Source organism: Thermostichus sp. OS-CIW-31 (assembly GCF_054060305.1).
The window spans coordinates 1-23,958 of record NZ_JBSSDA010000030.1 but is presented as its reverse complement, the minus strand read 5'-3'; the positions used below and the strand labels follow the sequence as shown (position 1 = coordinate 23,958).

The 23,958-nt window shown below is 59.4% G+C and carries 23 protein-coding genes and 1 pseudogene; 12 read left to right on the top strand and 12 right to left on the bottom strand.

Annotated features, from left to right (window positions below; all coding sequences use genetic code 11):
• Window positions 1-127: 127 nt before the first annotated feature.
• Both nadD and ruvA read right to left on the bottom strand, forming a co-directional pair.
• On the bottom strand, window positions 128-736 hold the full coding sequence (gene nadD / locus ACVWY9_RS13325; RefSeq protein ID WP_011432197.1) for a nicotinate-nucleotide adenylyltransferase: 609 nt from the start codon (window positions 734-736) through the stop codon (window positions 128-130).
• On the bottom strand, window positions 733-1,347 hold the full coding sequence (gene ruvA, locus ACVWY9_RS13320) for a Holliday junction branch migration protein RuvA (RefSeq protein ID WP_414332040.1): 615 nt from the start codon (window positions 1,345-1,347) through the stop codon (window positions 733-735). Before ruvA ends, nadD begins: the two co-directional genes overlap by 4 nt.
• Window positions 1,348-1,513: 166 nt before the next feature.
• Between ruvA and ACVWY9_RS13315 the strand changes: the two genes are divergently transcribed.
• From ACVWY9_RS13315 to lspA, 3 genes are all read left to right on the top strand, one after another.
• Entirely contained in the window at window positions 1,514-2,317 is an 804-nt protein-coding gene (locus ACVWY9_RS13315) for an ABC transporter permease (RefSeq protein ID WP_457388863.1), read from the top strand.
• A 156-nt stretch (window positions 2,318-2,473) separates the two neighbouring features.
• Window positions 2,474-2,698, top strand: a complete 225-nt coding sequence (locus tag ACVWY9_RS13310; protein ID WP_148202686.1) for a hypothetical protein — start codon at window positions 2,474-2,476, stop codon at window positions 2,696-2,698.
• 260 nt (window positions 2,699-2,958) lie between these two features.
• Window positions 2,959-3,483 (top strand): signal peptidase II, encoded by a 525-nt coding sequence (gene lspA, locus ACVWY9_RS13305; RefSeq protein WP_414523166.1) that lies wholly within the window; start codon window positions 2,959-2,961, stop codon window positions 3,481-3,483.
• 89 nt (window positions 3,484-3,572) lie between these two features.
• Here lspA and ACVWY9_RS13300 read toward each other — a convergent pair whose 3' ends face one another.
• Window positions 3,573-4,610, bottom strand: a complete 1,038-nt coding sequence (locus tag ACVWY9_RS13300; protein WP_457388871.1) for a threonine aldolase family protein — start codon at window positions 4,608-4,610, stop codon at window positions 3,573-3,575.
• 46 nt (window positions 4,611-4,656) lie between these two features.
• Window positions 4,657-5,727: a gamma-carotene 1'-hydroxylase CruF gene (cruF, locus tag ACVWY9_RS13295; protein ID WP_457388861.1), complete on the bottom strand. Its 1,071-nt coding sequence runs from the start codon at window positions 5,725-5,727 to the stop codon at window positions 4,657-4,659.
• 277 nt (window positions 5,728-6,004) lie between these two features.
• Here cruF and ACVWY9_RS13290 point away from each other — a divergent pair, with 277 nt between their 5' ends.
• Complete coding sequence (locus tag ACVWY9_RS13290) at window positions 6,005-6,844, top strand: M23 family metallopeptidase (protein WP_457388859.1); 840 nt, start codon at window positions 6,005-6,007, stop codon at window positions 6,842-6,844.
• An 89-nt stretch (window positions 6,845-6,933) separates the two neighbouring features.
• Here ACVWY9_RS13290 and ACVWY9_RS13285 read toward each other — a convergent pair whose 3' ends face one another.
• Both ACVWY9_RS13285 and ACVWY9_RS13280 read right to left on the bottom strand, forming a co-directional pair.
• Window positions 6,934-7,599 (bottom strand): hypothetical protein, encoded by a 666-nt coding sequence (locus ACVWY9_RS13285; RefSeq protein WP_414418635.1) that lies wholly within the window; start codon window positions 7,597-7,599, stop codon window positions 6,934-6,936.
• Window positions 7,600-7,857: 258 nt separating this feature from the next.
• Entirely contained in the window at window positions 7,858-8,406 is a 549-nt protein-coding gene (locus ACVWY9_RS13280; RefSeq protein ID WP_457388857.1) for an NUDIX hydrolase, read from the bottom strand.
• Between the two features lie 140 nt (window positions 8,407-8,546).
• Here ACVWY9_RS13280 and trpE point away from each other — a divergent pair, with 140 nt between their 5' ends.
• Window positions 8,547-10,067, top strand: coding sequence for an anthranilate synthase component I (gene trpE, locus ACVWY9_RS13275; RefSeq protein WP_457388855.1), 1,521 nt, complete (start codon window positions 8,547-8,549; stop codon window positions 10,065-10,067).
• A gap of 3 nt (window positions 10,068-10,070) precedes the next feature.
• The gene (locus tag ACVWY9_RS13270; RefSeq protein ID WP_457388854.1) at window positions 10,071-10,901 is read left to right on the top strand and encodes a phytanoyl-CoA dioxygenase family protein; all 831 of its coding nucleotides are present in this window, start codon (window positions 10,071-10,073) and stop codon (window positions 10,899-10,901) included.
• Window positions 10,902-11,266: 365 nt separating this feature from the next.
• Here the strand turns inward: ACVWY9_RS13270 and ACVWY9_RS13265 are convergent.
• Window positions 11,267-11,450: pseudogene (locus ACVWY9_RS13265) on the bottom strand (hypothetical protein); the annotation flags it as partial.
• Between the two features lie 350 nt (window positions 11,451-11,800).
• Between ACVWY9_RS13265 and chlG the strand changes: the two are divergent.
• Together chlG and ACVWY9_RS13255 are read left to right on the top strand one after the other, a co-directional pair.
• On the top strand, window positions 11,801-12,907 hold the full coding sequence (gene chlG, locus ACVWY9_RS13260; protein ID WP_414352183.1) for a chlorophyll synthase ChlG: 1,107 nt from the start codon (window positions 11,801-11,803) through the stop codon (window positions 12,905-12,907).
• Between the two features lie 184 nt (window positions 12,908-13,091).
• Window positions 13,092-13,553 carry a hypothetical protein gene (locus ACVWY9_RS13255; protein ID WP_457388851.1) on the top strand — a complete coding sequence of 154 codons (462 nt, stop codon included), beginning with the start codon at window positions 13,092-13,094 and terminating at the stop codon, window positions 13,551-13,553.
• 391 nt (window positions 13,554-13,944) lie between these two features.
• Here ACVWY9_RS13255 and ACVWY9_RS13250 read toward each other — a convergent pair whose 3' ends face one another.
• From ACVWY9_RS13250 to ACVWY9_RS13235, 4 genes are all read right to left on the bottom strand, one after another.
• The gene (locus ACVWY9_RS13250; protein WP_457388869.1) at window positions 13,945-15,333 is read right to left on the bottom strand and encodes an MFS transporter; all 1,389 of its coding nucleotides are present in this window, start codon (window positions 15,331-15,333) and stop codon (window positions 13,945-13,947) included.
• 79 nt (window positions 15,334-15,412) lie between these two features.
• Window positions 15,413-16,132, bottom strand: coding sequence for a Uma2 family endonuclease (locus tag ACVWY9_RS13245; RefSeq protein WP_457388849.1), 720 nt, complete (start codon window positions 16,130-16,132; stop codon window positions 15,413-15,415).
• Between the two features lie 40 nt (window positions 16,133-16,172).
• Complete coding sequence (locus tag ACVWY9_RS13240) at window positions 16,173-17,558, bottom strand: aspartate ammonia-lyase (protein ID WP_457388867.1); 1,386 nt, start codon at window positions 17,556-17,558, stop codon at window positions 16,173-16,175.
• A 41-nt stretch (window positions 17,559-17,599) separates the two neighbouring features.
• Entirely contained in the window at window positions 17,600-17,911 is a 312-nt protein-coding gene (locus tag ACVWY9_RS13235; protein WP_011432176.1) for a hypothetical protein, read from the bottom strand.
• A 310-nt stretch (window positions 17,912-18,221) separates the two neighbouring features.
• Here ACVWY9_RS13235 and infC point away from each other — a divergent pair, with 310 nt between their 5' ends.
• The 4 genes from infC (at window position 18,222) to raf1 (ending at window position 22,549) form a co-directional block, all read left to right on the top strand.
• Complete coding sequence (gene infC / locus ACVWY9_RS13230) at window positions 18,222-18,728, top strand: translation initiation factor IF-3 (protein WP_457388865.1); 507 nt, start codon at window positions 18,222-18,224, stop codon at window positions 18,726-18,728.
• Window positions 18,729-18,743: 15 nt separating this feature from the next.
• On the top strand, window positions 18,744-19,208 hold the full coding sequence (bcp, locus tag ACVWY9_RS13225) for a thioredoxin-dependent thiol peroxidase (protein WP_011432174.1): 465 nt from the start codon (window positions 18,744-18,746) through the stop codon (window positions 19,206-19,208).
• Window positions 19,209-19,334: 126 nt separating this feature from the next.
• Window positions 19,335-21,281, top strand: coding sequence for a serine/threonine-protein kinase (locus tag ACVWY9_RS13220; protein ID WP_457388847.1), 1,947 nt, complete (start codon window positions 19,335-19,337; stop codon window positions 21,279-21,281).
• 164 nt (window positions 21,282-21,445) lie between these two features.
• Window positions 21,446-22,549, top strand: a complete 1,104-nt coding sequence (gene raf1, locus ACVWY9_RS13215) for a RuBisCO accumulation factor 1 (RefSeq protein WP_457388845.1) — start codon at window positions 21,446-21,448, stop codon at window positions 22,547-22,549.
• Window positions 22,550-22,635: 86 nt separating this feature from the next.
• Here raf1 and proB read toward each other — a convergent pair whose 3' ends face one another.
• The gene (gene proB / locus ACVWY9_RS13210) at window positions 22,636-23,751 is read right to left on the bottom strand and encodes a glutamate 5-kinase (RefSeq protein WP_041436197.1); all 1,116 of its coding nucleotides are present in this window, start codon (window positions 23,749-23,751) and stop codon (window positions 22,636-22,638) included.
• Between the last annotated feature and the right edge of the window lie 207 nt (window positions 23,752-23,958).

The window sequence follows — 23,958 nt, the reverse complement described above, 5'->3', positions numbered from 1 at the left end:
AGACTTTTGACCAGCAAACCTATATGGAGGAGGGCTTTCCTCCCGACACCAAGCCTGCGGCTATGGTGCGGGCCTCCAGCCCGAAAATTTGGTGATTCTAGAGGGGGGATCCGCCCCCTTTTTTCCTTTAGGGCTGCAGATAGAGGCGGTGCTGACGGATATAGTGCTCCACAGCAGGGGGCACCAGGTAGCGGATAGACCCTCCCTTTTGGATTTGCTGTCGCAGGTAGGTGGAAGAGAGCGTCAGGGTAGGGGCTTCCAGGATTTGGGCTTGGATGGGCAGCTTTGCGGCCACCGCCTGCAGCACCTGGGCGGCATCGCCGGCATCCACCCGTGGGGCAACAATCCAATGGCAGAGGCGGGCCAGTTCTTCCGCTTGATACCACTGGGGCAGGTCCCGCAGAGCATCCACGCCGATGATCCAGTACCACTGGGTATTGGGTTGCTCCTGGATGAGGGTGCGCAGTGTCTCGATGGTGTAGGAGCGCCCCGAACGGCGGATCTCCAGCTCTGAGCAGGCGAAGCGCTCGTGGTCGGCAATGGCCAACTTGACCATGGCCAGGCGGTCGGCTTTGCTGGCGCCAGGGGCCAGAGGCTTGTGGGGGGGATCCCCGGCGGGCATCCACAGCACCTGATCCAGGTCAAACTGCCAAAGAGCTTGTTCTGCCATGATCAAATGGCCATGGTGCACAGGGTTGAAGGTTCCGCCCAGAATGGCAATGCGGCGGTGCTTCATGGCTGCTGGCTCAGGTAGGTGATGGCATCCCGCAGCCAATCTTCTGTTGGGCGGCGGTGGGTGGGCAGAGCTTGCAGGGCAGCTTGAATTTCCTGAGCACTGTAGCCCAGGGCCAGTAAGGCCATTTCCACCTCTTCTCGGATGGGCATGGGCGGCCCTCCGGCCAAGGGTTGATCCGCAACTCCCACCCCCTGTCGCCAGTGGGCCAGCTTGGTTTTCAGCTCCAGGGCCAGCCGTTGGGCCGTTTTATGGCCTACCCCCGGCGTGAGGGAGAGCAGGCGCACGTTTTCGGTCACCACCGCCTGCACCAGCTCCGGCAGGCTGAAGGTATTCAGCAGGGCCAAGCCCAAAGCCGGCCCCACCCCCGAGACTTTGATGAGTTCCACAAACAAATCGCGCTCGGCTGGCGAGCCAAACCCGTACAACACCAGCTCAGTCTCTCGCACCACCAAATGGGTGAACACCCGGACGGGCTCCCCCACTGCAGGCAGTTGCTTGAGAAAACGTCCTGGGGCCTTGACGCGATAGCCGATCCCCTGCACCTCAACAGTGAGGCTACTGCGCTCTCCCCATTCGATGGCCACAAGGTGGCCGCTTAAAAACGCGATCATGCTGCGAGTTTAATCTGGGTTTGGGATGCTCTGCTCGACTGGAGCTCCAAAGTCGGCCAAGCAATCTAAAGTCCTTGCCAAAGGCTGCTTCCCTACAAGGCTATTTCACAGACCATTTCTCTACCTGTAGACTGTTCCCCATCCAGCTCTGTATTCTCCCTCATCCATGCCGATTCGCCCTTTTCCCATCGGCCAATGGCTTTGGATCCTGTTCTCGCTGGGGGTGCTGCTCTTTCTCCATCTTCCTCTGCTGGTGATCGTCCTTTACGCCTTTAGCCCCGATGAGGCGACTTTGCGCTTCCCTTTGCCGGGGCTGACCTGGCGTTGGTTTGCCGTGGCCTGGGGGCGGGCCGATATTTGGCGGGCCTTGTTTTTGTCTTTGCGGGTGGCTGTGCTGGCTACCGGAGTGGCGGTGGTGCTGGGATCCCTGGCGGCAGCAGCAGTCTATCGCAGCCGATTTTTTGGCCGCGAGACGATCTCGTTTTTGGTGTTGCTGCCCATCGCCTTGCCGGGCATTGTCTCCGGGATCGCCTTGCGCTCGGCGATCCATTTGCTGCATATCCCTTTCAGCTTTTGGACAATTGTTATCGGCCATGCCACCTTTTGCCTGGTGGTGGTGTACAACAACGTGCTGGCCCGGTTTCGCCGCATGGGACGCTCTCAACTGGAGGCTTCTGCCGACTTGGGGGCCAATCCTCTGCAAACCTTTCGGTACATCCTTCTGCCCGAACTGGCCTCGGCCCTATTGGCGGGATCCCTGCTGGCGTTTGCCTTGTCTTTCGATGAAATCATCGTCACCACCTTCACCGCTGGCCAGCAGCAAACCCTGCCGATCTGGGTGTTCAGCCAGCTAACCAAGCCTCGGCAGCGCCCGGTGATCAGCGTGGTGGCCCTGGGGGTGATTGGCCTGACGGTGCTCCCCATTTGGCTGATCCATCACTTGACCCAAGAGAAAACCACGACTCGCTGATGGCTCTTTCCAGCCTCATGCAAGGTTTGCACTTGGAGGGATCCCTAAGTATTGGCCGGAGTCGCTGTAACAGCAAGGAAACGCTGGCCCTGGTTGATCGCAGAGTCCTTGTGAGAAAATGTAACAAGCATTTCATTTGTGAAAATTGAGGTATCTATGGCTGTCACTCGTGCCGGACGCGCCCCTCTCGTGCGGGGCAGCAGCGAGGGAAATCCTGCCAAGTTCATGGAAATGGCCAGCGCTTTGCTCAACACCCGCACCCGCCAAGGCAGCGGCAAAAAGGTTCAGGATCGCTCTTCCTACGGCAAGGCGGGCAATCCGCAAGAGTTTATGCAGATGGCCAGTGAATTGCGCCGCTCCCTGGAGCAGCAGGGTCGGTAGCCAATCCTGTCCACCCCCAGGGGATCCCCGTCCAGTTGCCTAAGCTGGACGGTTTTCTTGCTGCTCCTCTCAAGCCAGAGGCGGCCAATCGCTTCTGAGGCCACTCACCGGTGTTGGATCCCGTTACAGGCCCAACTTCGAGTCCAGAGCTCCGCCCTTGAGCTTCTGTGCAATGAGCCGGCAGAAGAGCAGCATGTCAGGATGGGAAAAGTGCTCATCGGGGCGCTCTTGCCGGTGGACGTGATTGAGGCCAAGACGACATGAAAAACAAAGGCTTTTGGCTGGCCGGGATCCTGGGGGTAATCTTGGATCAGGCGACCAAGCACTGGGCAGTGGAACGGCTGCTGCCGGGGCCAGAGATTGAGCTGTGGCCAGGGGTGTTTCACCTCACCTACGTGGAGAATACCGGCGCTGCTTGGAGCCTGTTTGAAGATTCGGCAGAGCTCTTGAAGTGGATCTCGCTGGGGGTGGCGCTGGCGTTGGCGCTGCTGGCCATTCGCGGCGGGATCCTGGGCCGATGGGAACAGGCCGGCTATGGCTTGGTGTGGGCAGGAGCCGTGGGGAACGGCATCGACCGCTTCGTCAACGGCTATGTCGTGGACTTTTTCAATTGGGTCTGGATTCGCTTTCCGGTATTCAACGTGGCGGATGTGGCCATCAACCTTGGGGTGGCCTGTCTGCTGATCGGTTTGCTACAGGACAACTCGAAGAAAACGGGATCGACTTCCGCCTTGCCCTGCCTGGAGAAAAAGCCCAGTCGCGACAGCACCCACTTTAAGGATTGACGAGCCGATGAACAGCCTTCAGGGATCCCTCGGGATGCTCATGTCCTTGGCAAGGGGGATCCCCGGTCAGCTGCAAGGACTCCGTCCGCCTATTGCAAACGGCTGGCTTGCTGAGCCACCTGGCAGAAGCGCTCGACATCTGCGGGCAAAGTGTTAAAAGCTGTCACCAGGCGGATCAAGCGGTGACCTTCCCCCAGCCAGCGGTAAAACCGAAACCCCGCCTGCTCCAGGGCCTGGAGAACCGGCTCCGGCAGCTCGATAAAAACCTCATTGGCCTCGGTAGGATACACCAACTTGGCTCCCGGCAGGGATCCCAGTCCCTGCGCCAACCGTTGGGCCATCGCGTTGGCATGGCGGGCATTGCGCAGCCACACCCCATCCTGGAGATAGGCCTGCAATTGGGCAGACAAAAAGCGCATCTTCGAAACCAGATGGCCACTGCGCTTGCGACGAAACTCAAAATCGCCCACCTGATTTGGATGAAAAAACACCACCGCTTCCGCAGCCCAGGCTCCATTTTTGGTGGCCCCAAAGGACAGCACATCCACCCCCGCTTTCCAGGTCATCTCGGCAGGGGTGCAACCCAAACTAACCAGGGCATTGGCAAAGCGGGCCCCATCCATATGCACCTTAAGGCCAAAGTGATGGGCCAAATCCGCCAGGGATCCAAGCTGCTCCAAGGAGTAGAGGGTGCCGGCCTCAGTGGCTTGCGTCAGGCTGAGGCAGGCAGGCTGCACGTGATGAACCACCCCAAACCCCGCCCGCTCCAGGGCTGCTTTTAAGTTGCCCCAGTCAATACGGCCTTGCTCTCCGGGGATCCCCACCAACTTGGCCCCACCTGTAAACAGCTCTGGCGCTCCACATTCGTCCAGATTGATGTGGGCCTCGGGATGGCAATAAATCGCCCCGTAGGGCGGGGTGAGCACCGAAAGGGCCAGGGCATTGGCAGCAGATCCTGTTGCCACCGGAAACACTGCCACTTCATGCTCGAAGATCTCGGCAAACAGCCTTTGCACCTGCGCTGTGCATTCGTCCCCTCCATAGGGCATGGCGGATCCCCTGAGGGCCAACAGGGCTTCCATCACCTCAGGACAGGCGCCTGTGACATTGTCGCTGCAGAAGTTCATGGCATGGACAACTGGGGGATCTCGCCGAGAAAAGGTTAGGGCCAGTTTATTTCGCGCCAACCCAACCGGGATCCTCCAAAGTATCCCAGGCTTGACCTGCCTCTCCCTCAACCGTTTGCAATAGCGGGACAGAGTCCTTTTGGGGATGGGAAGGCGGCTCAGGCTGGTCGCGATAGCGGGACGGAGTCCTTTCGCAATAGCGGGATGGGGTCTTTGCACTCCACCACAGCCCCAAAGCGGGCCCCAACCCCAACAACAGGCCCAGCCCCGCCGGCGCAACAATGCCGGAGCCCAGGCTCATCAACAGGGCAAAAGCAAAATTAGCTACATAGAGCACCAGCGGCCCCACCAACTGGCGGCGGTCAAGGATGGGTTGATCCTCGCCCCACAGCAGATTGGCCACCGTCATGAAGGCAGCCCCGGTCAGCATCCAACCCCCGAAGTTTTGCAGCGGCATACCGAAGAAGGGCCCCGGCTGAAACCACGTCCAAAACGGGATCAAGCCGCGGGTCATGGCCGGATCCAGCACGAAGTCCCAGGCGGTGAGCAGCAGGGCCCCCAACATGATGGCCTCGAAGTGGATCAACCAGTGGCGCTGGGTTTGCAGAGCCACACGCGCCAACAAATAGGACGACAACCCCACATAAAACCAAGACAGAGGGATGGTAAAAGGCACCAACCCGGCAATCTTATAGCCCAGCCCACTCAGGTAGCCATAGTTGCCAAAGGGGATCCCAGTGCTGGTACCCAACAGCTCACTGCCCAAGGAAATGCCCACCGCCGGGATCAAAAACATCAACAGGCGCCGCATCCCCAACAGCCGGGATCCCATCAGAGCTGCCGCCAGCGCACCGAACACCATGTAGGCCACGCCGCCATTGCCCATGCTCAAGGAGAAAGCTTGAATGCCAATGGGGGGCAAACTGGCCACCCACTCAGGATGGGGTACAACCCAGAGCAACCCTGCCAACCCAAAAAGCAAAGACAGAATGTGCAAACCCAGAGCTAAGGCCTCCAGCCGCTGCCAAATCGAGCCAGACAGGGGCAGAACACTTCGCCCAACAGAAGACTGGAAAGGCAGGCTGACGAGAACACCAGAGGACGAGAACCAACGCATGAGAAACTCCCGAAGAGTGGTTAAGCGAAGCCGCTCTGTCTCCTTGCAACCCATACGGCGGCTGAGGGAAAAAGCGGATGGCCCCAAGAGAGAGCCCGAAGCCAAGAACAAGCCCGCTTGCTTGCAGGCCGGCCTACTTGGGATGGCCCTCTGGGCAGGGATGTCACCACCGCTAACGGTGACACTGCTGATATTTTGCTGTCTATTGTATCAATTCGTAAACATATCGCCCGTTTTTCCTCAGGTCTCCTCCCCGTCTTCGCCGCAGGGATCCCGGGTGGGGGTGTACGCCCAGTTGGCTCGTGCTGTGGAGCGCCAGGACTGGCTTCAGGCCCTGCAGCTGGTGGATCTCTTACGAGAGCACACGGAAGATCCCGCCCAGCGTCAGGATCTGGAAGACTATCGGCTGGAGCTGGAAAAATATCGTTCTGCTTATGGGGATCCGCCGCCGCCCCAGTGGCCGTTTTTGCACAAGCCCTTTGTCGGAGAATTTCCCGTCACCAATCTCTTCGACCATGATCTGCCTTTGGGGGAGAGGGATGGCAACGGACGGTTTGTGAGTGGGCAAGGCCAGGTTTGGATCCCCGACCCGCTGCACCCGTGTGGCAAAAGCGATGGCCATGCCGGTTATGACTGGGAGATGCCGGTGGGCACCCCGATTTTGGCTGCTGCCGCAGGACGGGTCACCGTGGCCCGTGAGGAGCCGGAGTTTTTTTGCCCCGGCTTGGGCCGACCGGTCAGGGGGTTGCGGGTGCGCCTTTTGCACGAGCCAGAACTCTCGGAGGGGGAGAGAACAGACGGGAGAGCACTTCCCCGCTGGGAGACCCTCTACGCCCACCTCAGCCAAGTTGGGGTGCAGGAGGGGCAAGTGGTGGCCGCAGGAGCAGTCATCGGCCTATCGGGAGATAGCGGCTGTGCCAGCGGGCCCCATCTTCATTTCGAGGTACGTCGCTTCGACAACACCAACTCGGGCCAACCGGCTGCCGTCGATCCCTATGGGTGGTTTGGGTCTGGCCTGGATCCCTGGAGCATTCATCCCCTTGGGGCCGAAAGCCTGTTCCTTTGGCAGGTGGGACAAGCCCCCAGTTTGGGAGCTTGCTGGCAAGGGCAGCGATAGCCGAGACGGACATCCGCTCCGCGCGAGACCTCGCTGACAAAGATGGATATTGACAGGCAGATTCACAACAGTCACAACAGATGATGGACTTATAGATCTCGACGGACAAAGCCATCCCCCTCCCATTGGTAGAGGGTAGCCCTCAAGTCACGGCTGGCACCGGGCGGGCTTGAGATGACCAGGATCCCTTGCGGGCTGACCCGCAGGCTGGCATTGCTCAGATCCGTCACGCTCAGCAGTGGCACAAGTCCCTCAGGCCGGTGTTCCAAGACCAAGACAGAGCGCAGCAGGCTGATGCCCCCTCGCTCGGTAAGGAGCACCAACTTGGGCTGTGGGCTGGAGGTAATGTCCGTGCGCAGGTGAGCCTCCACCAACCGTCCTGGGATCGGCTCAGCCGTGTGGAGTAGACGAAAGCTATACCCCCCCTGATGCTCGAAGCTGAGAACGCGCACCACCGGCTCTACGGTGGGCTGCCGCTGAATCTGAAACACAGCCACCACATCCTGGCGAGATGGAGAGGTTAGGCTGGCCGGGAACAGGCGCAGGTTTTCACCGCGATTGCCGCGAATAAAATCCCACCAAATGGATTGATTGAATAAAGCCACAACCCCACCTCGAGCAGCGCCGCCCTCAGAAGGAACCGGCAGCAGCGGAAGCACGGGCTGGGGATAGGCAGGAACAGCAGCAACCGGTAGAGTGGTAGCCAAGGCCACTCCCCAGGCTATTCGACCACAGGAATACAGCAGTTTCCGCATATTTCCTCACTCCTCGCCCCTAAAATTCTAAAGGACTCCAAGGTTCTCCCAGTCAACCAAACAGCCGGGATACAGGGATCCCTTTTATGTCGAACGCAACCTCGATCTCACCTTGATCTCGCCTGGCAATGGGCTACCAAGTTAGGGTGAAAAGCCTGGAGCTTCCTCTGTAGCCAACAAAGTCGGCTTGGAACGACGCCCCGCCAATTTGAAAGGGATCCCCCAGGAGCAAGGGGCAGCCCCCCCCGACGGAGGGCTCTATTTTTCGGCAGCCAAAAACAATTGGGCCCGCCAAAAGCAGGCAATGGACTTGCTGTCCAAATCCATTCCCAAACGGGCCATTTCTGTAAGCTCAGAAGCAGAAAACTCCACTACGGTAATATCTTCATCCTCATCCTTATCGGGAGGGGAATCCAGCACTTCCAGCTCCCGCGCCAAATAGGCATACATAATCTCGCTGGAATAGCCGGGGCACAAATAAAATTGGCCAAGGGGATCCCAGCGATGGGCACGCAGGCCCGTTTCTTCTTCCAGCTCGCGGCGAATGGTGTCGTCGGGATGCTCCCCTGGCTCGACTGTGCCTGCCGGAAATTCATAAAGGTAGGAGGCAACCGCAAAGCGATATTGACGAATGCAGACGAACTTGCCTGCTGCAGTTACAGGCACGGCCACCACCCCCCCGGGATGGATGAGGTACTCCCGCTCCCCCTCTTTGCCGTTGGGAAAACGCAAATGCTGGCTGACGAAGGTGTATTTATGGCCTTGATAGCGGAGGCGCTCGCGAATCACCTGAGATGGGTTTTGCATGGCAAGGGATCCCGAGAGTAGAGCCGCTCTCAGCTTAATGGTTTTCGGCGCTGTTGCAACCGGGCAATCCAGAGGGATCCACACGCCCTTGGGATCCCGTGTCTGGGGTAGAGTCAGGAAAAGCACAAAAGTTGCAGGCCATGATTTACCCTCCCTTGAAGGAGTTTCTTGCCCTCACCAAGCAGGGCAACTTTATCCCGGTGTACCAGGAATGGGTGGCGGATTTGGAAACGCCGGTTTCTGCCTGGTATCGGGTTTGTGCTGGCCAGCCCTACAACTTTCTCCTGGAGTCGGTGGAGGGGGGGGAACAGGTGGCCCGCTACAGCTTCTTGGGCTGCGATCCCCTGTGGGTTTTGGAAATACGCGGGGATCAGGCGCTACAGCGATACCGCGATGGCCGACAGGAGCACCACCAAGGGGATCCCTTTGCCATCTTGGCCCGCTGCTTGCAGCCCTATGAGCCGGTGCATTTGCCGGAATTGCCCAGCAGCATCGGCGGCCTGTTTGGCTACTGGGGCTACGAGCTGATTCGCTGGATTGAGCCCAAGGTGCCCATCCACCCCCTGCAGCCGGGGGATCCCCCTGATGCCGTTTTGATGCAGGTGGACAGCATCCTGCTCTTTGACCAGGTAAAGCGCAAGATCTGGGTGGTGGCCTTCGCCGATACCCGTCACCACGCTCCTGAGGAAGCCTATGCCCAAGCCTGCCGGCGGGTGGAAAAGCTGATGCAGCAGCTCAGCGCTCCTCTTTCCCTGGCCCATCTGCACCTCAACTGGAAGCCTCACCTGTCGGAAAGGACTCCGTCCCGCTGGCGCGAACAAATCCCCCCCAGCACCCTGAGCCGCCCGGCCTACTGCCAAGCGGTGGAACGGGCTAAGGACTACATCCGCGCCGGAGATATCTTCCAGGTGGTGCTCTCGCAGCGGTTTACCATCTCCCTTGCCGGGGATCCCTTTCGCCTCTACCGCTCGTTGCGGCTGATTAACCCCTCCCCTTACATGGCGTTTTTGCAGTTTGGGGATCTCTGCCTCATCGGCTCCAGCCCAGAGGTGATGGTCAAACTCAGCCGGGTGGGAGAAGACCGCATCGCCACCGTGCGCCCCATTGCCGGCACCCGCCCCCGTGGCACCACCCCTCTGGAAGACCGGCAGCTGGAGCAAGAGCTGTTGGCAGATCCCAAAGAACGGGCCGAACATGTGATGTTGGTGGATCTGGCCCGCAATGACCTGGGACGGGTCTGCCAACTGGGATCTGTGCAGGTGGACGACCTGATGCAGATCGAGCGCTACAGCCATGTGATGCACATTGTCAGCAACGTGGTGGGGCGGCTGGATCCCCAGTACAGCGCCTGGGATCTGCTGCGGGCCACCTTCCCTGCCGGCACTGTTACCGGCGCCCCCAAAATCCGCGCCATGCAGATTATTCATGAGCTGGAAGGATGCCGCCGCGGGCCCTATGCCGGCGCCTATGGCTACTACGACTTTTCTGGCCAACTGAACACCGCCATCACCATCCGCACCCTGCTGGTTCATCAGGGCCAGGTGAGCTTGCAGGCCGGGGCAGGTATTGTGGCCGACTCGGATCCGGAGCGGGAATATCAAGAATGTCTGAACAAAGCGCGGGGCATGTTAATGGCTGTGGCCAGTTTGCAGGAGACATAGCCCATGTTGGCCCAGTTGCGCTTCAGCCCTGCGGTTCGCGTCAGCGGGACGGAGTCCTTACAGGAGCTCCAGCAGCCGGATCCAGAGACCGTAGAGCAGGCTTTTGAACTGTTTTCCACAGAGGGCTATCTGGTGTTGCCGGAGATCTTTCCCCCCGAGCTCATCGACAAGTTGCACAGCAGCTTTCTGGCCACCTACAGCCACTACTGCACCCACGAGCACCACGCTGATGCCCTGTTAGTGGGCAATAGACGGGTGATGGTAACGGTTCGCCTGGAGGGCCCCTTCAACGATCCCCTCATCTATGCCCATCCTCTGATCTTGCCCATCCTGAAGCGGATTTTGGGGCCGGAGTTGATCTTGAGCGGGCTGGGGGCGGTGGTCTCTCTGCCGGGATCCGCCGATCAACAAGTTCACCGGGATCTGTCTCATCTGTTTGGCGACGAGACCTTGGATGCGATCATTCCTTGCTATGCCCTGAATTTGCTCATTCCTCTGGTGGATGTCAACGAAGAGAACGGCATGACCCGTCTCTGGCCCGGCAGCCATGCGGTCTTCGATGCCCACTATACCGAGCTGGCCCAGCAGATGCCCTTTGTCGATCCACCCTTGGCCAAGGGATCCTGCCTCCTGTTTGACTACCGCCTGATTCACCTGGGTCGGGCCAATCGCTCGCCCGCTCCCCGTCCTCTTCTCTACAACACCTACAGCCGCGCTTGGTTTCGGGATCCCATCAATTACACTCAGCAACCTCCCCTGGTGATCCCGGCCCAAGAGAAAGAGCGGATCCCAGCGGAGCATCAGCGCCTATTCGTGACGGCACAGATTGTGTAGACGGCCCGGAACTGCGAGCTGACCGAAAACTCGGCGGCTCAGGCCCCGGCATTTATGCCTAGGGATAAGCTACCGTCTCCTGATAGGATGTGAGTATCGCTCCACCCATTTATAGAAAGGTGCAGTGCTGAAGGTGAAGTAGAAGTATCTGGGGTGTTTCCACATCCCAGTAGCTGGTGCGTTCGCCTTGGCGGCGCGAAGCGCTTTGGCGTCCCCCACGGTGCTGCGGTATAAGCCACATGCTCGGTGTAGCTCAGTCAGTGGGAGTTGTTTTGCTGGCTGAGAACGGATCCTCTGGCTTTAGCCGTGGGGAGAACGTCAACCTGATACATTTACGCTGAACACTGCTGAACATCACTGTTCAACTATGCAGCGATAGCATTCTGTTTGTTTCCAACCAGAATGGCGGTATCCCGCAAAGCTTTGAGTAGAATACCCAAAGCGCAGTTTCCGTGTCGTCTTACTACCAATTTTCTGCTTTGCTTTGGCTACCATGTTGGCAGACTCGAAAGTAAACAGAAAGATCAACTGGTAGTAATCCGTACTGAACATATTATACATTATTTTCAGTATAGTTGAGCTTATTATTGACTAGAGTCATGCTCTCCTCTTGTTTGAGGAATCCGGTCAGCTAGACCGCCGAGAAGCGACGCCCTCTATGTATCAGCATGAGGGTCAGGATGAAAGGCGGAAACCCTTGCTATGGTAAACACAGAGCGGTGGGGCATCCCGTTCTTAAAGCTCAGGAAATGTCCTTAACAGGAGTCACTGAGAAGCTCGTACTCTTTCGCTTTAGCGGCGCGGAGCGCTTTGCATCAGCATGAGTGCAGGAGTATGTCACGATGTCTCAGAATGGGGGTGGTTATCCCCGTTATTGCAGTTTGATTGCGCATCCCACCATGAGCGAAAAGATCCCTCAAGATCCCTCCTTGCCGGAAGTGGCGGCTGAGATGGCCTTTGCTGCAGAGCCCAGTTTAGAGGAGGTAGGAGCTACTGCGGAAGAAACCACCCCAGACTCGGATCCCGGCAAGGGATCCCCTGGCACCGGCGGGTCGAATGCGCAGCGTGTCCGTCAACTGCTGGGCATGAAAGGAGCAGAGGTGGAGTCTCGCTCCATTTGGCAGTTGCACTTGCAACTGATGAAGCCTGTCACCTGGATCCCTTTGGTGTGGGGTCTGATTCCGGGGGCGGCATCTTCCGGTCACTTCACCTGGACTTGGGAGAATGTGGCTCTCATTTTGGTGGGCATGATTCTGGCGGGCCCCCTGATGACGGGCTATACCCAAACGGTGAACGAATACTACGACCGCGAGATCGACGCCATCAACGAGCCCTACCGCCCGATCCCTTCGGGGGCCATCTCTCTGCAGCGGGTGGTTATCCAAATCTGGGTGCTGCTGATCTTGGGGTTGGGCTTGGCCTACGCTCTGGACTGGTACACGGGCCATGACTTCCCGGTGATCACCTGCATTGCCTTGGCGGGAGCCCTCATTGCCTACATTTACTCGGCGCCCCCCCTGAAGCTCAAGCGCAACGGCTGGCTGGGCAACTATGCCCTTGGTGCCAGCTACATCGCCCTGCCCTGGTGGACAGGCCACGCCTTGTTCGGCGAGCTAAACTGGACGGTCTGCATCCTGACGCTGATCTACAGCTTGGCCGGGCTGGGGATTGCCGTGGTCAACGATTTCAAAAGCATCGAGGGGGACAGGCAGTTTGGCTTGGCCTCTTTGCCGGTGATGTTTGGGGCGATGGGGGCCGCTTGGATCTCGGTGCTGATGATCGACCTATTTCAGTTCGGCATGGCCTCGTTTTTGCTGGGGGCGGGCCTAAAACTTTACGCGGCCCTTTTGGTGCTGCTGATCATCCCCCAAATAACCTTCCAAGATATGTACCTCCTGCGGGATCCCTTGAACAACGATGTGAAATACCAAGCCAGCGCGCAGCCCTTTTTGGTGTTGGGCATGTTGGTGGTCGGGCTGGCGTTGGGCCGCTCGGGGCTGTGGTAGTCGAGCCGACGGCAAAGTGCCCATCTTGGCAACAGAGGTGACGGCTTCCGCCCTGGGTTCGGCCCGACATCTGGGCCAAGATCAAGTCAAGATCAAGTTAAGTTGAGCCAGGGATCCATCCCCTGCAAGGATCGTTGGCGGATCCCTGGAAGCTGTTATGGCCCTGGGCCAAAGGAGATATCCAATGAAGCTGTTGTTTCCCCTCCAACTCGGCCTAAGCCTGGCTTTGCTCTTGGGGCCGCTGGCCGTCTCTCCCGCCCAAGCGCAGCGGATCGTCATCGACGGGCGGGGGATCGTGGTAGAACCCAGCACAGGTGGCTCGGTGATCCTCAATCCCGACCAGCCGGTCTTTTCTCCAATCTTGCCCTCTGCAGTTCCTTTTTCCATCGATGAAGAAGGCAAGATCGTCTCTGCCCCTGGCTACCGCTGCAGTGCGGCTACTGCTGCCGACAACTCCCCCATCATCTGTCGCTCCCGGTTCAACCGTAACGACGTGGTAGTGTATGAGCGGGACGGCCAATCCAACACCTTCTTCGTAAATGCTGACAACACAGTGATCCGGCCCTCCGGCAGTGGGCTGCGGATTTTGCCCAGCTCTGAACCGGTGACTCCCTCGGGTAGCGGCCTGCGCATCATCCTGGATTGAGGGCAGGGATCCCTTCACCTCTTGTCCAGTTGCAACCGCAGCATCTGCTCTGCCTCCGCAGGCTGGAGAGGTTTGGCGAAGAAATAGCCCTGGCCATACTCGCAGTTCAACAGCCTCATTGGTGCAGTCGCTGTAGGGTTTCGATCCCCTCGGCAGTGACATCCATTCCCAGGCTGCGGGCCAAGGTGATGATCAGGCAATGGTCTCGGCATTTTCTTCATTCGGCCCCCAGCGCGAGATGAAGGAGTGATCGATTTTCAGGCCATTTTTTCAGGCCATTGATGAGGTAATCCTGCAGGCCCCTGAGAGAGGAGTAGCCTGGGCCGAAGATCAAAACCCCCGCAATTGCGCCAGTTGCTCTGCCGCTAGAAACCGTAGCCTATTTTGCGGTCTAAGGAGATCTTTCGGTGCTGGGGTGGTATTGTTGCCGTCTTTCTTCCAATTCCATCAGGATCTGCTGATGACGCTGCCGGGTGATTGGGTAGAACCACACCAGCAAGATCCCGCCGATCAGGGCCACCGCCGGTAAGGGGCCGATGGCAACGCGAATGGCCAACAAAGCCGATTCCGGCTGGATGGGCAGGGCCTCTCCGGCCACCGAAGGCACAAAGCCGGCCCAATCCAGAGCTTGCCCCACGAAAAACAGTCCCAGCGCCAGGCCCACCTTTTGTAAGAAGACCATAAAAGCGTAGAAGATCCCCTCCCGCCGCTCCCCGGTTTGTAGTTCATCCAGATCGATCACATCCGGCAACATGGACCAAGGGCCGAGATAGGCCGTAGCAGAAACCCCAATGCCGGCCAACAGAGCCAGCCCAATCATGATCCCCTGCTGCCCGGGCTGGAGGAAAAACAGGCCCGCCTGCGAGATCAGCCAAAACCCCGCCCCAATGAGGTACATGGTGCGCTTGTCCAGATGGGTGCTCAGTTGGGTCCAACCGAACAGCGTCAGCACTGCGATCCCCTGTACCGCCAGTACCACCAGGGAAATCCACACCTCCGGCAGGCCCATCCAGAAGACGATGAAATAAGGGATGATTGTGGCTGTGAACTGAAACGCTAGCCAAGAACACAGGTAGATGCCGCTGACAAACAGGTAGGGGCGGTTGCTGAAGGCCACCCGCAGTTGTTGAACCAGGGGCATGGGATCCCGTTGGGATGGATACCGTTCTCGCACCCCCCAAAAACAGATCAGCAAGGGCACAGCCGAGATCACTCCAAAACAGGCTCCCGCCAGCAGGTGGCCGGCAGCCCGATCCGGCAGCAAGTTGACCAGCAGGGGAAAGGTAACCACCGCAACCATGCTGCCCCCTACAGAGAAGGAAAAGCGGAATTGGTTGAGCTGGGTGCGCTCGTCGTAATCCTGGGTCAGCTCCGCTGTCAGGGAGGCGTAGGGAATATTGGCCGCAGAGTAGAAGGTATTGAACAAGAGCGACACCGCCAGGTAGTAGGCAAACAGGGGGCCAATCCGACCGGGAAAAGGGATCCACCACTGGGCCAGGAACGTGAGGCCAAAGGGGAGGGCTGCAAACAGCAGCCAGGGGCGGCGACGGCCCCAACGGGTGCGGGTGCGGTCGCTGAGAATGCCGATGATGGGATCGTTGATGGCATCCCAAAAGCGAGTGATGGCGTAGATGCTGCCGGCTAGGCCTGCCGACATGCCAACGGTATTGGTGAGAAAGGGCAGCAGGAAAAAGATGAGGATGTTGGCCGTCATGCCTGTGCCCAGATCCCCCACCCCATAGGCCAGCTTCGTCCACAAACTGAGTCGCTGTCTGGTCATCATGTCCCCCTGGAATGCCAGGATTCCAGTGTAGGGGGTAGGTGGAGATTTCTTTTTTGGGGATCCCTGGAAAAGCTGATCAAAATTCAGGGTCTTCTCCCAGTTCCCGTAGCCGCTGGGCCAGTCGTTCGGCTCGGGAGCGTTCTAGGTCTGCCCGTTGCCGTTCCAATTCAGCCCGCTGCCGTTCTAGTTCAGCTCCCGTAGGCAACAATTGCCCTGCCCTATCGTACCAGCGCACCCAAAAGCGTTCTCGCCCCTCGTAGGATCCCCACCACCGACCGATACTCAAGTCCAAATCGGGCAACAGAATTGGGGGATGTTCTCCAGCGCCTGAGCCGGGGAGCAGCTCATAGTGTCCGCCCTGGAGTTGATAAACATTCAGCTCATCGGTCTCTAGCTCGAAGGTGACGTAGTAGGGGATCCGCAGCCGCCTTTCGTAGAGCTGGAATTTGGCTTGTCCGGGTTTTTCTTCCCCCTGGTCGTTGCAGATGATCTCCAAGATGAGAATAGGCAAGATATTCCCTTCATCCCAAACCACATAACTTTTGCGGGCAGTGCCATCCCGCCAACGGGGAACCCCCAGCACCAGAAACAAATCTGGAACAATGACCTGCCGGGGTAGGGCGTAGTAAAGGCCCATATTGCAAGCCACAAAAAAGTCTTGCCGATCCGACCAGTGCAGCAGCAGCGGTTCCCGGAGGAGGGGGTATTGGCGGCCTTGATCCTCGTTGTCCAAGGGGGTGTCGTCTGTATCGGGCAAGTCGTGCTGGGTGGGCCAGCGATAGGGGGCGATGGTCATGGCCGGGCAGGAGCAGTATGCCTCCACTGTAGCGAATGGGTTAGGACTGCATTTGGCTCATCGCCTCCAGATCCAGCACCTTGGCCACCTGTTCCGGGGTCATCAAGTTGCGCTCTAAGACAATCTGCCGAATGGACTGGCCGGTTTCCAAAGAAGCCTTGGCCACTTCTGCAGCTTGCAAATAGCCGATGTAGGGGTTGAGGGCGGTCACCAAAGCCAGCGTCCCTTCTGCGTAGCTACGGCAGCGCTCCGGTTTGGGGGTGATGCCTTGAATACAGCGCTCGGCAAAGACCCGCAGGCTGCTGTTCAGAATCTGCAGGCTGTGCAGGAGGTCATAGGCAATCAGGGGCATCATCACGTTCAGCTCAAATTGCCCCGCTTGGGCTGCGAGGGTGATGGCGGTATCCAGCCCAATCACCTGGAAACAGACCATGTTCAACATCTCGGCTATCACCGGGTTGTACTTGCCAGGCATGATGGAAGAGCCGGGCTGCACCGGCGGCAGTTGGATCTCCTTCAGGCCGGTCTTGGGGCCAGAATCCATCAGCCGCAGGTCGTTGGCCAGCTTGATGCCATCTTGGGCCAGGTTGCGCAGGGATCCCGACAGATGCACAAAGGGGGCCATGCTCTGCATCGCCGCCATGGGGTGGGGAGCAGGGGTCAGGGGTAGCTGAGTATATTCCGCCAGCCGTTGCACCACCCGCTGCCGATACTGGGGATGAGTGTTGAGGCCGGTGCCGACGGCGCTTCCCCCCAGCCCCAAGCTGCACAGGGCCTGGCTGGCCTCCTCAATCCAGCGACGGTGTTGGGCAAAGATGGCCGCGTAGGCGCCAAAGCTATCCCCCAGCCGCACCGGCACCGCATCCTGCAAATGGGTGCGACCGGCCTTGAGGATGCCGCGAAACTCTTGGGCCTTCTGCTCGAGGGCTGCCACCAAATTGTCTAGAGTGCCCAGCAGATCCCGTCGCACCCGCAGCAGGGCAGCCAGACGAATGGCGGTGGGGATGACATCGTTGGTGGACTGGCCGTAGTTGACATGGTCGTTGGGGCTGACCCGCTCGTAGCGGCCCTTGGGCTCCCCCAGGATCTCCAGAGCGCGGTTGGCCAGCACTTCGTTGACGTTCATGTGGTGGGAGGTGCCCGCCCCCGCCTGGTACACATCCACCACAAACTGATCCCGCAGGGATCCCTGGAGGATCTCATCCGCCGCTTGGACAATCGCCTTGGCCACCTCTGCCGGAATGCACCCCAGCTCGCCGTTGACCTCCGCCGCCGCCTTTTTAATCAGCACGCAGGCCTCCACATACTCCGGCAGGGGCTTGAGGCCGCTGATGGGGAAGTTCTCCAGGGCACGGGCGGTCTGGATGCCGTAGTAAACCGACTGGGGTAGTTGCCGCTCCCCCATTGAGTCTCGTTCGCTGCGCACCTCAGCCAAGGCTTTTCCTCCCCCGTTCGCGGATCCTTGGGCTAGCTTCCGGCAGCCTTCTCTGAGGGTGTCTCGACGGCTGCAGATAAGTTTTGTAAAGTAGCCTGCAACTGCTGGCTGAGGCGCTCGTTGTTCTCTGCCAAGACCAACACCATGGCCGCACAGGCCAGATGCACCCCCGCTCGAAATTCTGCCGAAGACTTGTACTGGATCAGCGCTTCGCTATCCCCTTCCCGCGGGCTGAGGATGAGCTGAACCGACTTTTGGGCCAACTCTGTCAGTTCCCGTTCCGTTAAACCGAGCTGCACCGCTTCTGCCCTCCCTGCTGGCCGACAAACAACCTTTGATCCCATCAGGATCGCCACTTTGGTATCCTACCGCGGTTGTTGCCCCAATCTGGCAGGATCCCCAAGTGAGCGGGCCTTGACAACGCTTGACGGCTCTAGAAAGAGACGGAAAATGCCGGTTAGTATAGGTGCAGCCTGCCTTGGCCTGCGGGCCAGTGGCCGACTTTGATTGGAGAGTCCAAACTCAGGGTTCGGCACTGCTCCGAAGGGGGCTAGTCCTACTTAGCATTTGTCTTGTGTTGTTATTTCGTTGAGAGAGGAAAACTTGACCGTAGAGCATCCACCTGACCGCTTCCCCCGCAAGCAGCGCGCAGAGCTGCCGGCTATCAACGAGCGCATCCGCTTCCCCAAAATCCGCCTTATCGATACCGACGGCACTCAGTTGGGGATCATGAGCCCGCGCGAAGCCCTGCGCCTGGCAGAAGAAAAAGATCTGGACTTGGTCTTGGTGAGCGAAAAGGCCGACCCGCCTGTCTGCCGCATCATGGACTACGGCAAGTTCAAGTTTGAGAAGGAGAAGAAAGAACGGGAGGCCCGCAAGAAGCAACACACTGCCGAGATCAAGGAAGTGAAGTTTCGCTACAACATCGGCGAGCACGACTACAACGTGCGCCTGCGCAGCGCCCAACAGTTCTTGGGGGATGGAGACAAGGTGAAAGCCACGGTGATGTTCCGCGGTCGTGAGGCCCAGCACGCCGAGTTGGGGGAAGAATTGCTGCACCGCTTGTTCAAAGACTTACAAGAAGTGGCGGAAATGCAGCAGCCCCCCCAAAAGGAAGGGCGAAACATCACGATGATTCTCTCTCCCAAAAAATCGGTCTGAGGAGGGATCCCACCCATGCCCCTTGCCGTTGGGGATCCGGCTCCGGAGTTCACCCTGCCCGATGCCGAGGGCAATCCCATCAGCTTGAGCCAGTTGCGGGGACAGCGGGTGGTGCTCTATTTTTACCCGCGAGACAACACCCCCGGCTGCACCCAAGAAGCCTGCGGCTTTCGGGATGCCTACGCTGACTATCAAGCCCACGGCATCGCCATCTTGGGGGTGAGCGCCGACGATGCCCGTTCCCACCAAAAATTTGCCCAGAAGCTGCAACTGCCCTTCCCCCTGTTGGTGGATGAGGGGGCCAAGGTGGCCAGGGCTTACGGGGTCTATGGGCCGAAAAAGTTCATGGGCAAAGAGTACAACGGCATTCACCGCACCACTTTTGTTATTGATCCGGAGGGGAAGATCGAGGCCGTTATCACCAAGGTCAAGGTGGAAACCCACGCAGCGGAGCTGCTCAAGCAGTTGACCGGCTCTTAGGCTTTCCGGTGGGAGTTCGGCAGACCTGCTGCTGGGCTCGTTGTTCTGGAACCTGAGCCAAGACGGGAACGAAAAGAGCAAAAAAAGATGTAAAGTGCCGGTATTGATTCCTGGTGGGCTAGGGCCGTGTCCCGACGCAGCCGTACCCTCAAGTCGATTCACGACAGCTACCAAATGTTGGGTTTGGCCGGCCAAGGGCAGTACGGGCGTGTATTCTGTGCCCGTCCCCGTCAAGGAGGAGACCTGGTGGCCCTGAAGGAGCTGCCGGCGGAGCGCTTTCCCACCCAAAATCTGCTGCGGGAGCTGCGCCATCTGCTCACCCTCAACCACCCCAACATTACCCGCTGCTACGCCCTCGAACATGCCCGCGAAGGTCGCTACCTGGTGTTGGAGTACTGCGAGGGAGGCACGCTGCGGGAGCTGATCGACCAGGTGGAGCAAGGGCTGTGGCTGCCGGTCAAGCAGGTTTTGGGCTTTGTGGATCAGATTTTGGCCGGGTTAGATCATGCCCACCGGCAGGGGGTGATCCACTGCGATGTCAAGCCCGAGAACATCCTGCTCAAGCCCACGCCCCAGGGCTGGCAACTGAAGCTGACAGACTTTGGCATTGCCCGCCACTCCCAGCCTCTTCCCGATGAGATCAGCGCCACCGGATCCCCTGCCTACATGGCTCCCGAGCGCTTCTACGGTCAGTTTAGCCCTGCCTCGGATCTCTACGCGGTGGGGATCATCCTGCTGGAGCTGTTGACAGGCCGGCGGCCTTTTTCCGGATCCCCCGGCCAGTTGATGCACGCCCACCTCAACCAGCCGTTTGTCTGTCCAGAAGGGATCCCTGCCCCGCTGCGGGAGGTGCTGGAGATAGCCCTACGCAAGTTGCCCTCGCGGCGGTTCCGCACTGCTGCCCAAATGCGGTCGGCCTTGGCGGTGTTTGCCCAAGAGTGGCAAGAGCCGGCCAGTTGTTGGGTTGGCCCTCGCCTGCCCAGATGGCCGCCCCCTGGGGTACAGGTTTGGGATCTGCCGGATCTGGGCTCTGTTGACACTGGCGGGATGGAGTTCCTGGCCGAGCAAAAGTTCTGCATCTGCGAGGATCCCAGCGGCTCCAGATCCCCGCTGCTGTTGCGGGTGACCCCCCAGAGGCTGGAATGGCTGGAGCTCCAGAACCTTGCCCTGGGATCCCCTGCTTTGGCCCGTTTTTCCCTGGACGAGCCAATTCGGGCGGTGCTGCCCTTGAACACCTTCCCGGAAGCCCTGGCCTTCTCCCGAAGCAGCCTTTTGCACCTCAGCCCCAGCCGCATCCGCACCTTGCTCAGCTTTGAGGAGGATTGGCAGGCCACCTGGCTGGCAGAGCGACAGGAGCTGGTCTGGGCCACCGCCCAAGAGTTGGGGGCCGTACAATGGCAGCCGGCCACGTCGACAGGAACACAGCCTTTCCCCGATTCCCGCTGCTATTTTCGTTGGCCTTGGCAGGGATCCCTGTCCCGCTTGCTGGCCCTCTCGGAGCATCTGGTTTTGTTGACAGGTGTGGGGCAGCAGTGGGTGGAGATGAGCCTCTTGCCCTATCCCAAGGGACACCATCCCACTGTCGCGACCGGTTGGTCTCTGCAGACGGGATCCCAGCCCATTCGCTATCGCCTGCCCTTGGATCCCCAAGGGGGGGTGATCAGCTTGGGAGAACGGTTGCTCTTTGCGGCAACAGATGAGGGAAGGGAAGGCCAGCAAGGTTGCTGCCCCTATCTCCACTCGGTGCAGGTGAATCCGCTGCGGGTGCGCCGCTGGTTCTTGAAAGGGCAACCTGTCCAGATGGCCAAGGCCCCTTGGGGCGTGCTGCTGCTGTGTCGAGAGGGCGAGCAATCCACTTCCCTCTGGCTGTACAGTGAAAAAGGGGATCCCTTGGCCCAAGTAGCTGTGCCTAACGGCTCACAGGTGTTGCAGGTGGGCCAAAGGGGCAAGATTTGGCTGCAGGTGCCCAAAGCAGAGAAATCTCACCTGTCTCAGCTTTGGCAATTGGATCTGAACTGCTTGCCGGTGAGTGGACAGCCTTCCCAGGTGATGCTGTGCGACCCAGCGATCTAGAGTTTCGCCAAGGACTCCGTCCCGCTGTCGCGACCGGACTCGGCCAGAACCGCTATCAGCCCTAAGATCAAGTTTAAAGATCAAGTTTGGCCAGATGCCCGGCCAGATCTGCTGGGCTGTGGACCAGGGGAGTGGTGATCTGTCCAGCCTGTTGGAGAACAAGCATGAGTCAGTATCTGCCGGAACCTGCTGCTGTGGAGGAGGATCCCAGCCTGTTGGTAGGCCGACTGCGACGCAAAGAGGGCCGTTGGTTGGATTGGGCCAAAGCATGCCAAACCTTGCAACAACAGAAAATGACCCCGCAGGCCATCTTCGAGGCGACGGGGTTTGAGCCCATTCACCAAAACCAGATCCTTGTTGCGGCCCAGGTTTACGAAGGGATGGCCAAAGCAGGAGCCAGCCCAGCAGTTCTGGGGCATTTTGCCCATAAAGGCAGCGATATCCTCTACGAGTTGCGCATTCTCTCCCCACAGGATCGGGTTCGGGTGGCGGAATTTATCTTCAGTCGCCATTTGAATGCCGCTGATGCTCACGAGATCGCCCGCGCGGTGAAAAATTATGCCCAGCTCCAGCAGCTCCCGGAAGGGTTTACGGATCACCCCGGCGATGCGGTAGCCTATCAAGCCTGGCGGACGGCCCAGCAAACCCGCGATCTGCAGGAGCGAACTCGCGCTATCGGTCGAGCGTTTCAGTATGTCCACAGTGATACAGCCCGCCGACAGGTGGAGCAGCTCTTGTCCACGATTGCCACCAGCTCCCGCCCCCAACGCAGCGTTTTGCCCAAGCTGTCCGTGTTTCGCTTGGAAGAAGATCTGCCGCGACTGCTGCCGGTGGCCGGATCCCTGCCTCTTGCAACTGCCGCCTGGGAAGGGATCCCCCCCAGCGATCCGCAAGGGCCCTTTGGCTGGGTCAACAGCCCGGCGGAGCAGACTTGGATGGCCTTGCCTGCTTGGCCGGTGATTCAAAAGGCCGGGGATCCGGTGATCCTTCAGGTGGAAAACCGGCTTTTGGGATCCCTGTTGGGTTTGCCGGTGCCTGCCGGTGAAGAACAGGATCCGGTTTTGCTGGTGGTCGATCGCGCCGCTCGGGTTTGGGAGGGAGATCAGATGGCAGGATTTTTCCTGGTGGATCGGGCCGGATCCCTGGCGGTGGAGTGGATAGAAGACTCGCCCTCCTCTCCCCTGTTGGGCCAGGTGCTGATGGCCGTGCGCCCCCCGCGGGTTTTCGATGAGGTGCTGGCTCAGGATCCCTGGCAGTTGGAAGAATAGGCGTTGGGATCCCGCCGTTGTAGCCATTCGTGCTAGTGGTGCAGAGCACCGCGCCTGGACTCGCCCCCATGGCCTCACCCATGGCCTCAATTGAGCAAGGCCAAGTTATCCCGGTGGACGGCAGTATCAACCCCTTCGTAGCCCAGGATGCGGGGAATCTCGGCGGTTTTTTTGCCCTTAATCTGCCGCAGCTCCTCGGCGCTGTAGTTCACCAGGCCCCGCGCCACCTCCTGGCCGCTGGGATCGCACAGGCGCACGGCAGCCCCCGCCTCAAACTCCCCAGAAATGGCTGTGATCCCTGCCGGCAACAGCGAGCGCCCTTGCTCGCACACCGCTCGTACCGCCCCCTCATCCAAAGTCAAAGATCCCTCGGGGATGAGGCCGTAGGCAATCCATCGCTTGCGGGCGCTGGCGGGCTGAGGAGCCGGATCAAAGCGGGTGCCGATGGCCTCGCCGGCCAGAATTGCCGGGATCTGCTCAGGCCGTTTGCCATTGGTGATCACCACCGTTACCCCTGCAGCTGTAGCAATTTGAGCAGCGGTCAGTTTGGTGGCCATGCCGCCGGTGCCCCAGCCGCTTTTCCCCTGGGCTTCGGCCTTCACCTGTAGCGGGATCCCGGGCAACACCCGCTCAATGGGCTGGGCAGAGGGATCTCGGTTGGGGTCAGCCGAATAGAGCTTGTCCACATCGGTGAGCAGGATAAGCCACTTGGCCTGCACCATGCTGGCCACTAACGCCGAAAGCGAGTCGTTATCGCCGAATTTCAGCTCCTCCACTGCCACCGTGTCGTTTTCATTGACGATGGGAATAACCCCCATCTGCAGCAGTTGGGCAAAAGTGCGATTGGCGTTCACGTAGCGGCTGCGCTCCACCAGATCGCCGCGGGTGAGCAGCACTTGGGCAATTGGCTGGTTCAGAGCCGAGAAGAGGTCATCGTAAAGGCGGATCAACCGCCCCTGTCCCACCGCAGCCACCGCCTGCTTCTCGGCAATAGCCGTCGGTCGTTGCCGCCAGCCAAGGCGAGCACAGCCCACCCCCACCGCCCCAGAGGAGACCAAGATCACCGCATACCCCTGCCTGCGCAGGTGGGTCAGCACCTCCACCAGCGGCCCCAACACCGAAAGACGCAACAAGCCGGTCTGAGTATCTGTCAGGCTGGAGGTGCCGATCTTCACCACCACCGTCACGTCTGTTGTTGCCATCGCCGCTCTCAACCCATCCTCCCACCCCTCTATTCACCATAGCGCCACCATAGCGGAGTCAAGACGCAGCTGTATTGACCAAAAGGCGCGGCAAGCCCCGTCCTTCAGGGCAGGGAAGGATAGCGCCGACCGTAGCCGACGCCCTTTAAAAACGCAGTGCCGGCCATGTGAATATCGTTGTCATCACGCATAGGCCAAGAATACGAT

What these genes read in the sequence shown, in the direction of transcription:
- nadD (WP_011432197.1), bottom strand. Translation starts at nt 736, where the DNA reads ATGAAGCACCGCCGCATTGCCATTCTGGGCGGAACCTTCAACCCTGTG.
- ACVWY9_RS13255 (WP_457388851.1), top strand. Translation starts at nt 13,092, where the DNA reads ATGAAGCTGTTGTTTCCCCTCCAACTCGGCCTAAGCCTGGCTTTGCTC.
- ACVWY9_RS13270 (WP_457388854.1), top strand. Translation starts at nt 10,071, where the DNA reads ATGTTGGCCCAGTTGCGCTTCAGCCCTGCGGTTCGCGTCAGCGGGACG.
- ACVWY9_RS13310 (WP_148202686.1), top strand. Translation starts at nt 2,474, where the DNA reads ATGGCTGTCACTCGTGCCGGACGCGCCCCTCTCGTGCGGGGCAGCAGC.
- ruvA (WP_414332040.1), bottom strand. Translation starts at nt 1,347, where the DNA reads ATGATCGCGTTTTTAAGCGGCCACCTTGTGGCCATCGAATGGGGAGAG.
- ACVWY9_RS13235 (WP_011432176.1), bottom strand. Translation starts at nt 17,911, where the DNA reads ATGGGATCAAAGGTTGTTTGTCGGCCAGCAGGGAGGGCAGAAGCGGTG.
- trpE (WP_457388855.1), top strand. Translation starts at nt 8,547, where the DNA reads ATGATTTACCCTCCCTTGAAGGAGTTTCTTGCCCTCACCAAGCAGGGC.
- cruF (WP_457388861.1), bottom strand. Translation starts at nt 5,727, where the DNA reads ATGCGTTGGTTCTCGTCCTCTGGTGTTCTCGTCAGCCTGCCTTTCCAG.
- ACVWY9_RS13285 (WP_414418635.1), bottom strand. Translation starts at nt 7,599, where the DNA reads ATGCGGAAACTGCTGTATTCCTGTGGTCGAATAGCCTGGGGAGTGGCC.
- proB (WP_041436197.1), bottom strand. Translation starts at nt 23,751, where the DNA reads ATGGCAACAACAGACGTGACGGTGGTGGTGAAGATCGGCACCTCCAGC.
- ACVWY9_RS13245 (WP_457388849.1), bottom strand. Translation starts at nt 16,132, where the DNA reads ATGACCATCGCCCCCTATCGCTGGCCCACCCAGCACGACTTGCCCGAT.
- ACVWY9_RS13300 (WP_457388871.1), bottom strand. Translation starts at nt 4,610, where the DNA reads ATGAACTTCTGCAGCGACAATGTCACAGGCGCCTGTCCTGAGGTGATG.
- raf1 (WP_457388845.1), top strand. Translation starts at nt 21,446, where the DNA reads ATGAGTCAGTATCTGCCGGAACCTGCTGCTGTGGAGGAGGATCCCAGC.
- ACVWY9_RS13250 (WP_457388869.1), bottom strand. Translation starts at nt 15,333, where the DNA reads ATGACCAGACAGCGACTCAGTTTGTGGACGAAGCTGGCCTATGGGGTG.
- ACVWY9_RS13315 (WP_457388863.1), top strand. Translation starts at nt 1,514, where the DNA reads ATGCCGATTCGCCCTTTTCCCATCGGCCAATGGCTTTGGATCCTGTTC.
- chlG (WP_414352183.1), top strand. Translation starts at nt 11,801, where the DNA reads ATGAGCGAAAAGATCCCTCAAGATCCCTCCTTGCCGGAAGTGGCGGCT.
- bcp (WP_011432174.1), top strand. Translation starts at nt 18,744, where the DNA reads ATGCCCCTTGCCGTTGGGGATCCGGCTCCGGAGTTCACCCTGCCCGAT.
- ACVWY9_RS13280 (WP_457388857.1), bottom strand. Translation starts at nt 8,406, where the DNA reads ATGCAAAACCCATCTCAGGTGATTCGCGAGCGCCTCCGCTATCAAGGC.
- lspA (WP_414523166.1), top strand. Translation starts at nt 2,959, where the DNA reads ATGAAAAACAAAGGCTTTTGGCTGGCCGGGATCCTGGGGGTAATCTTG.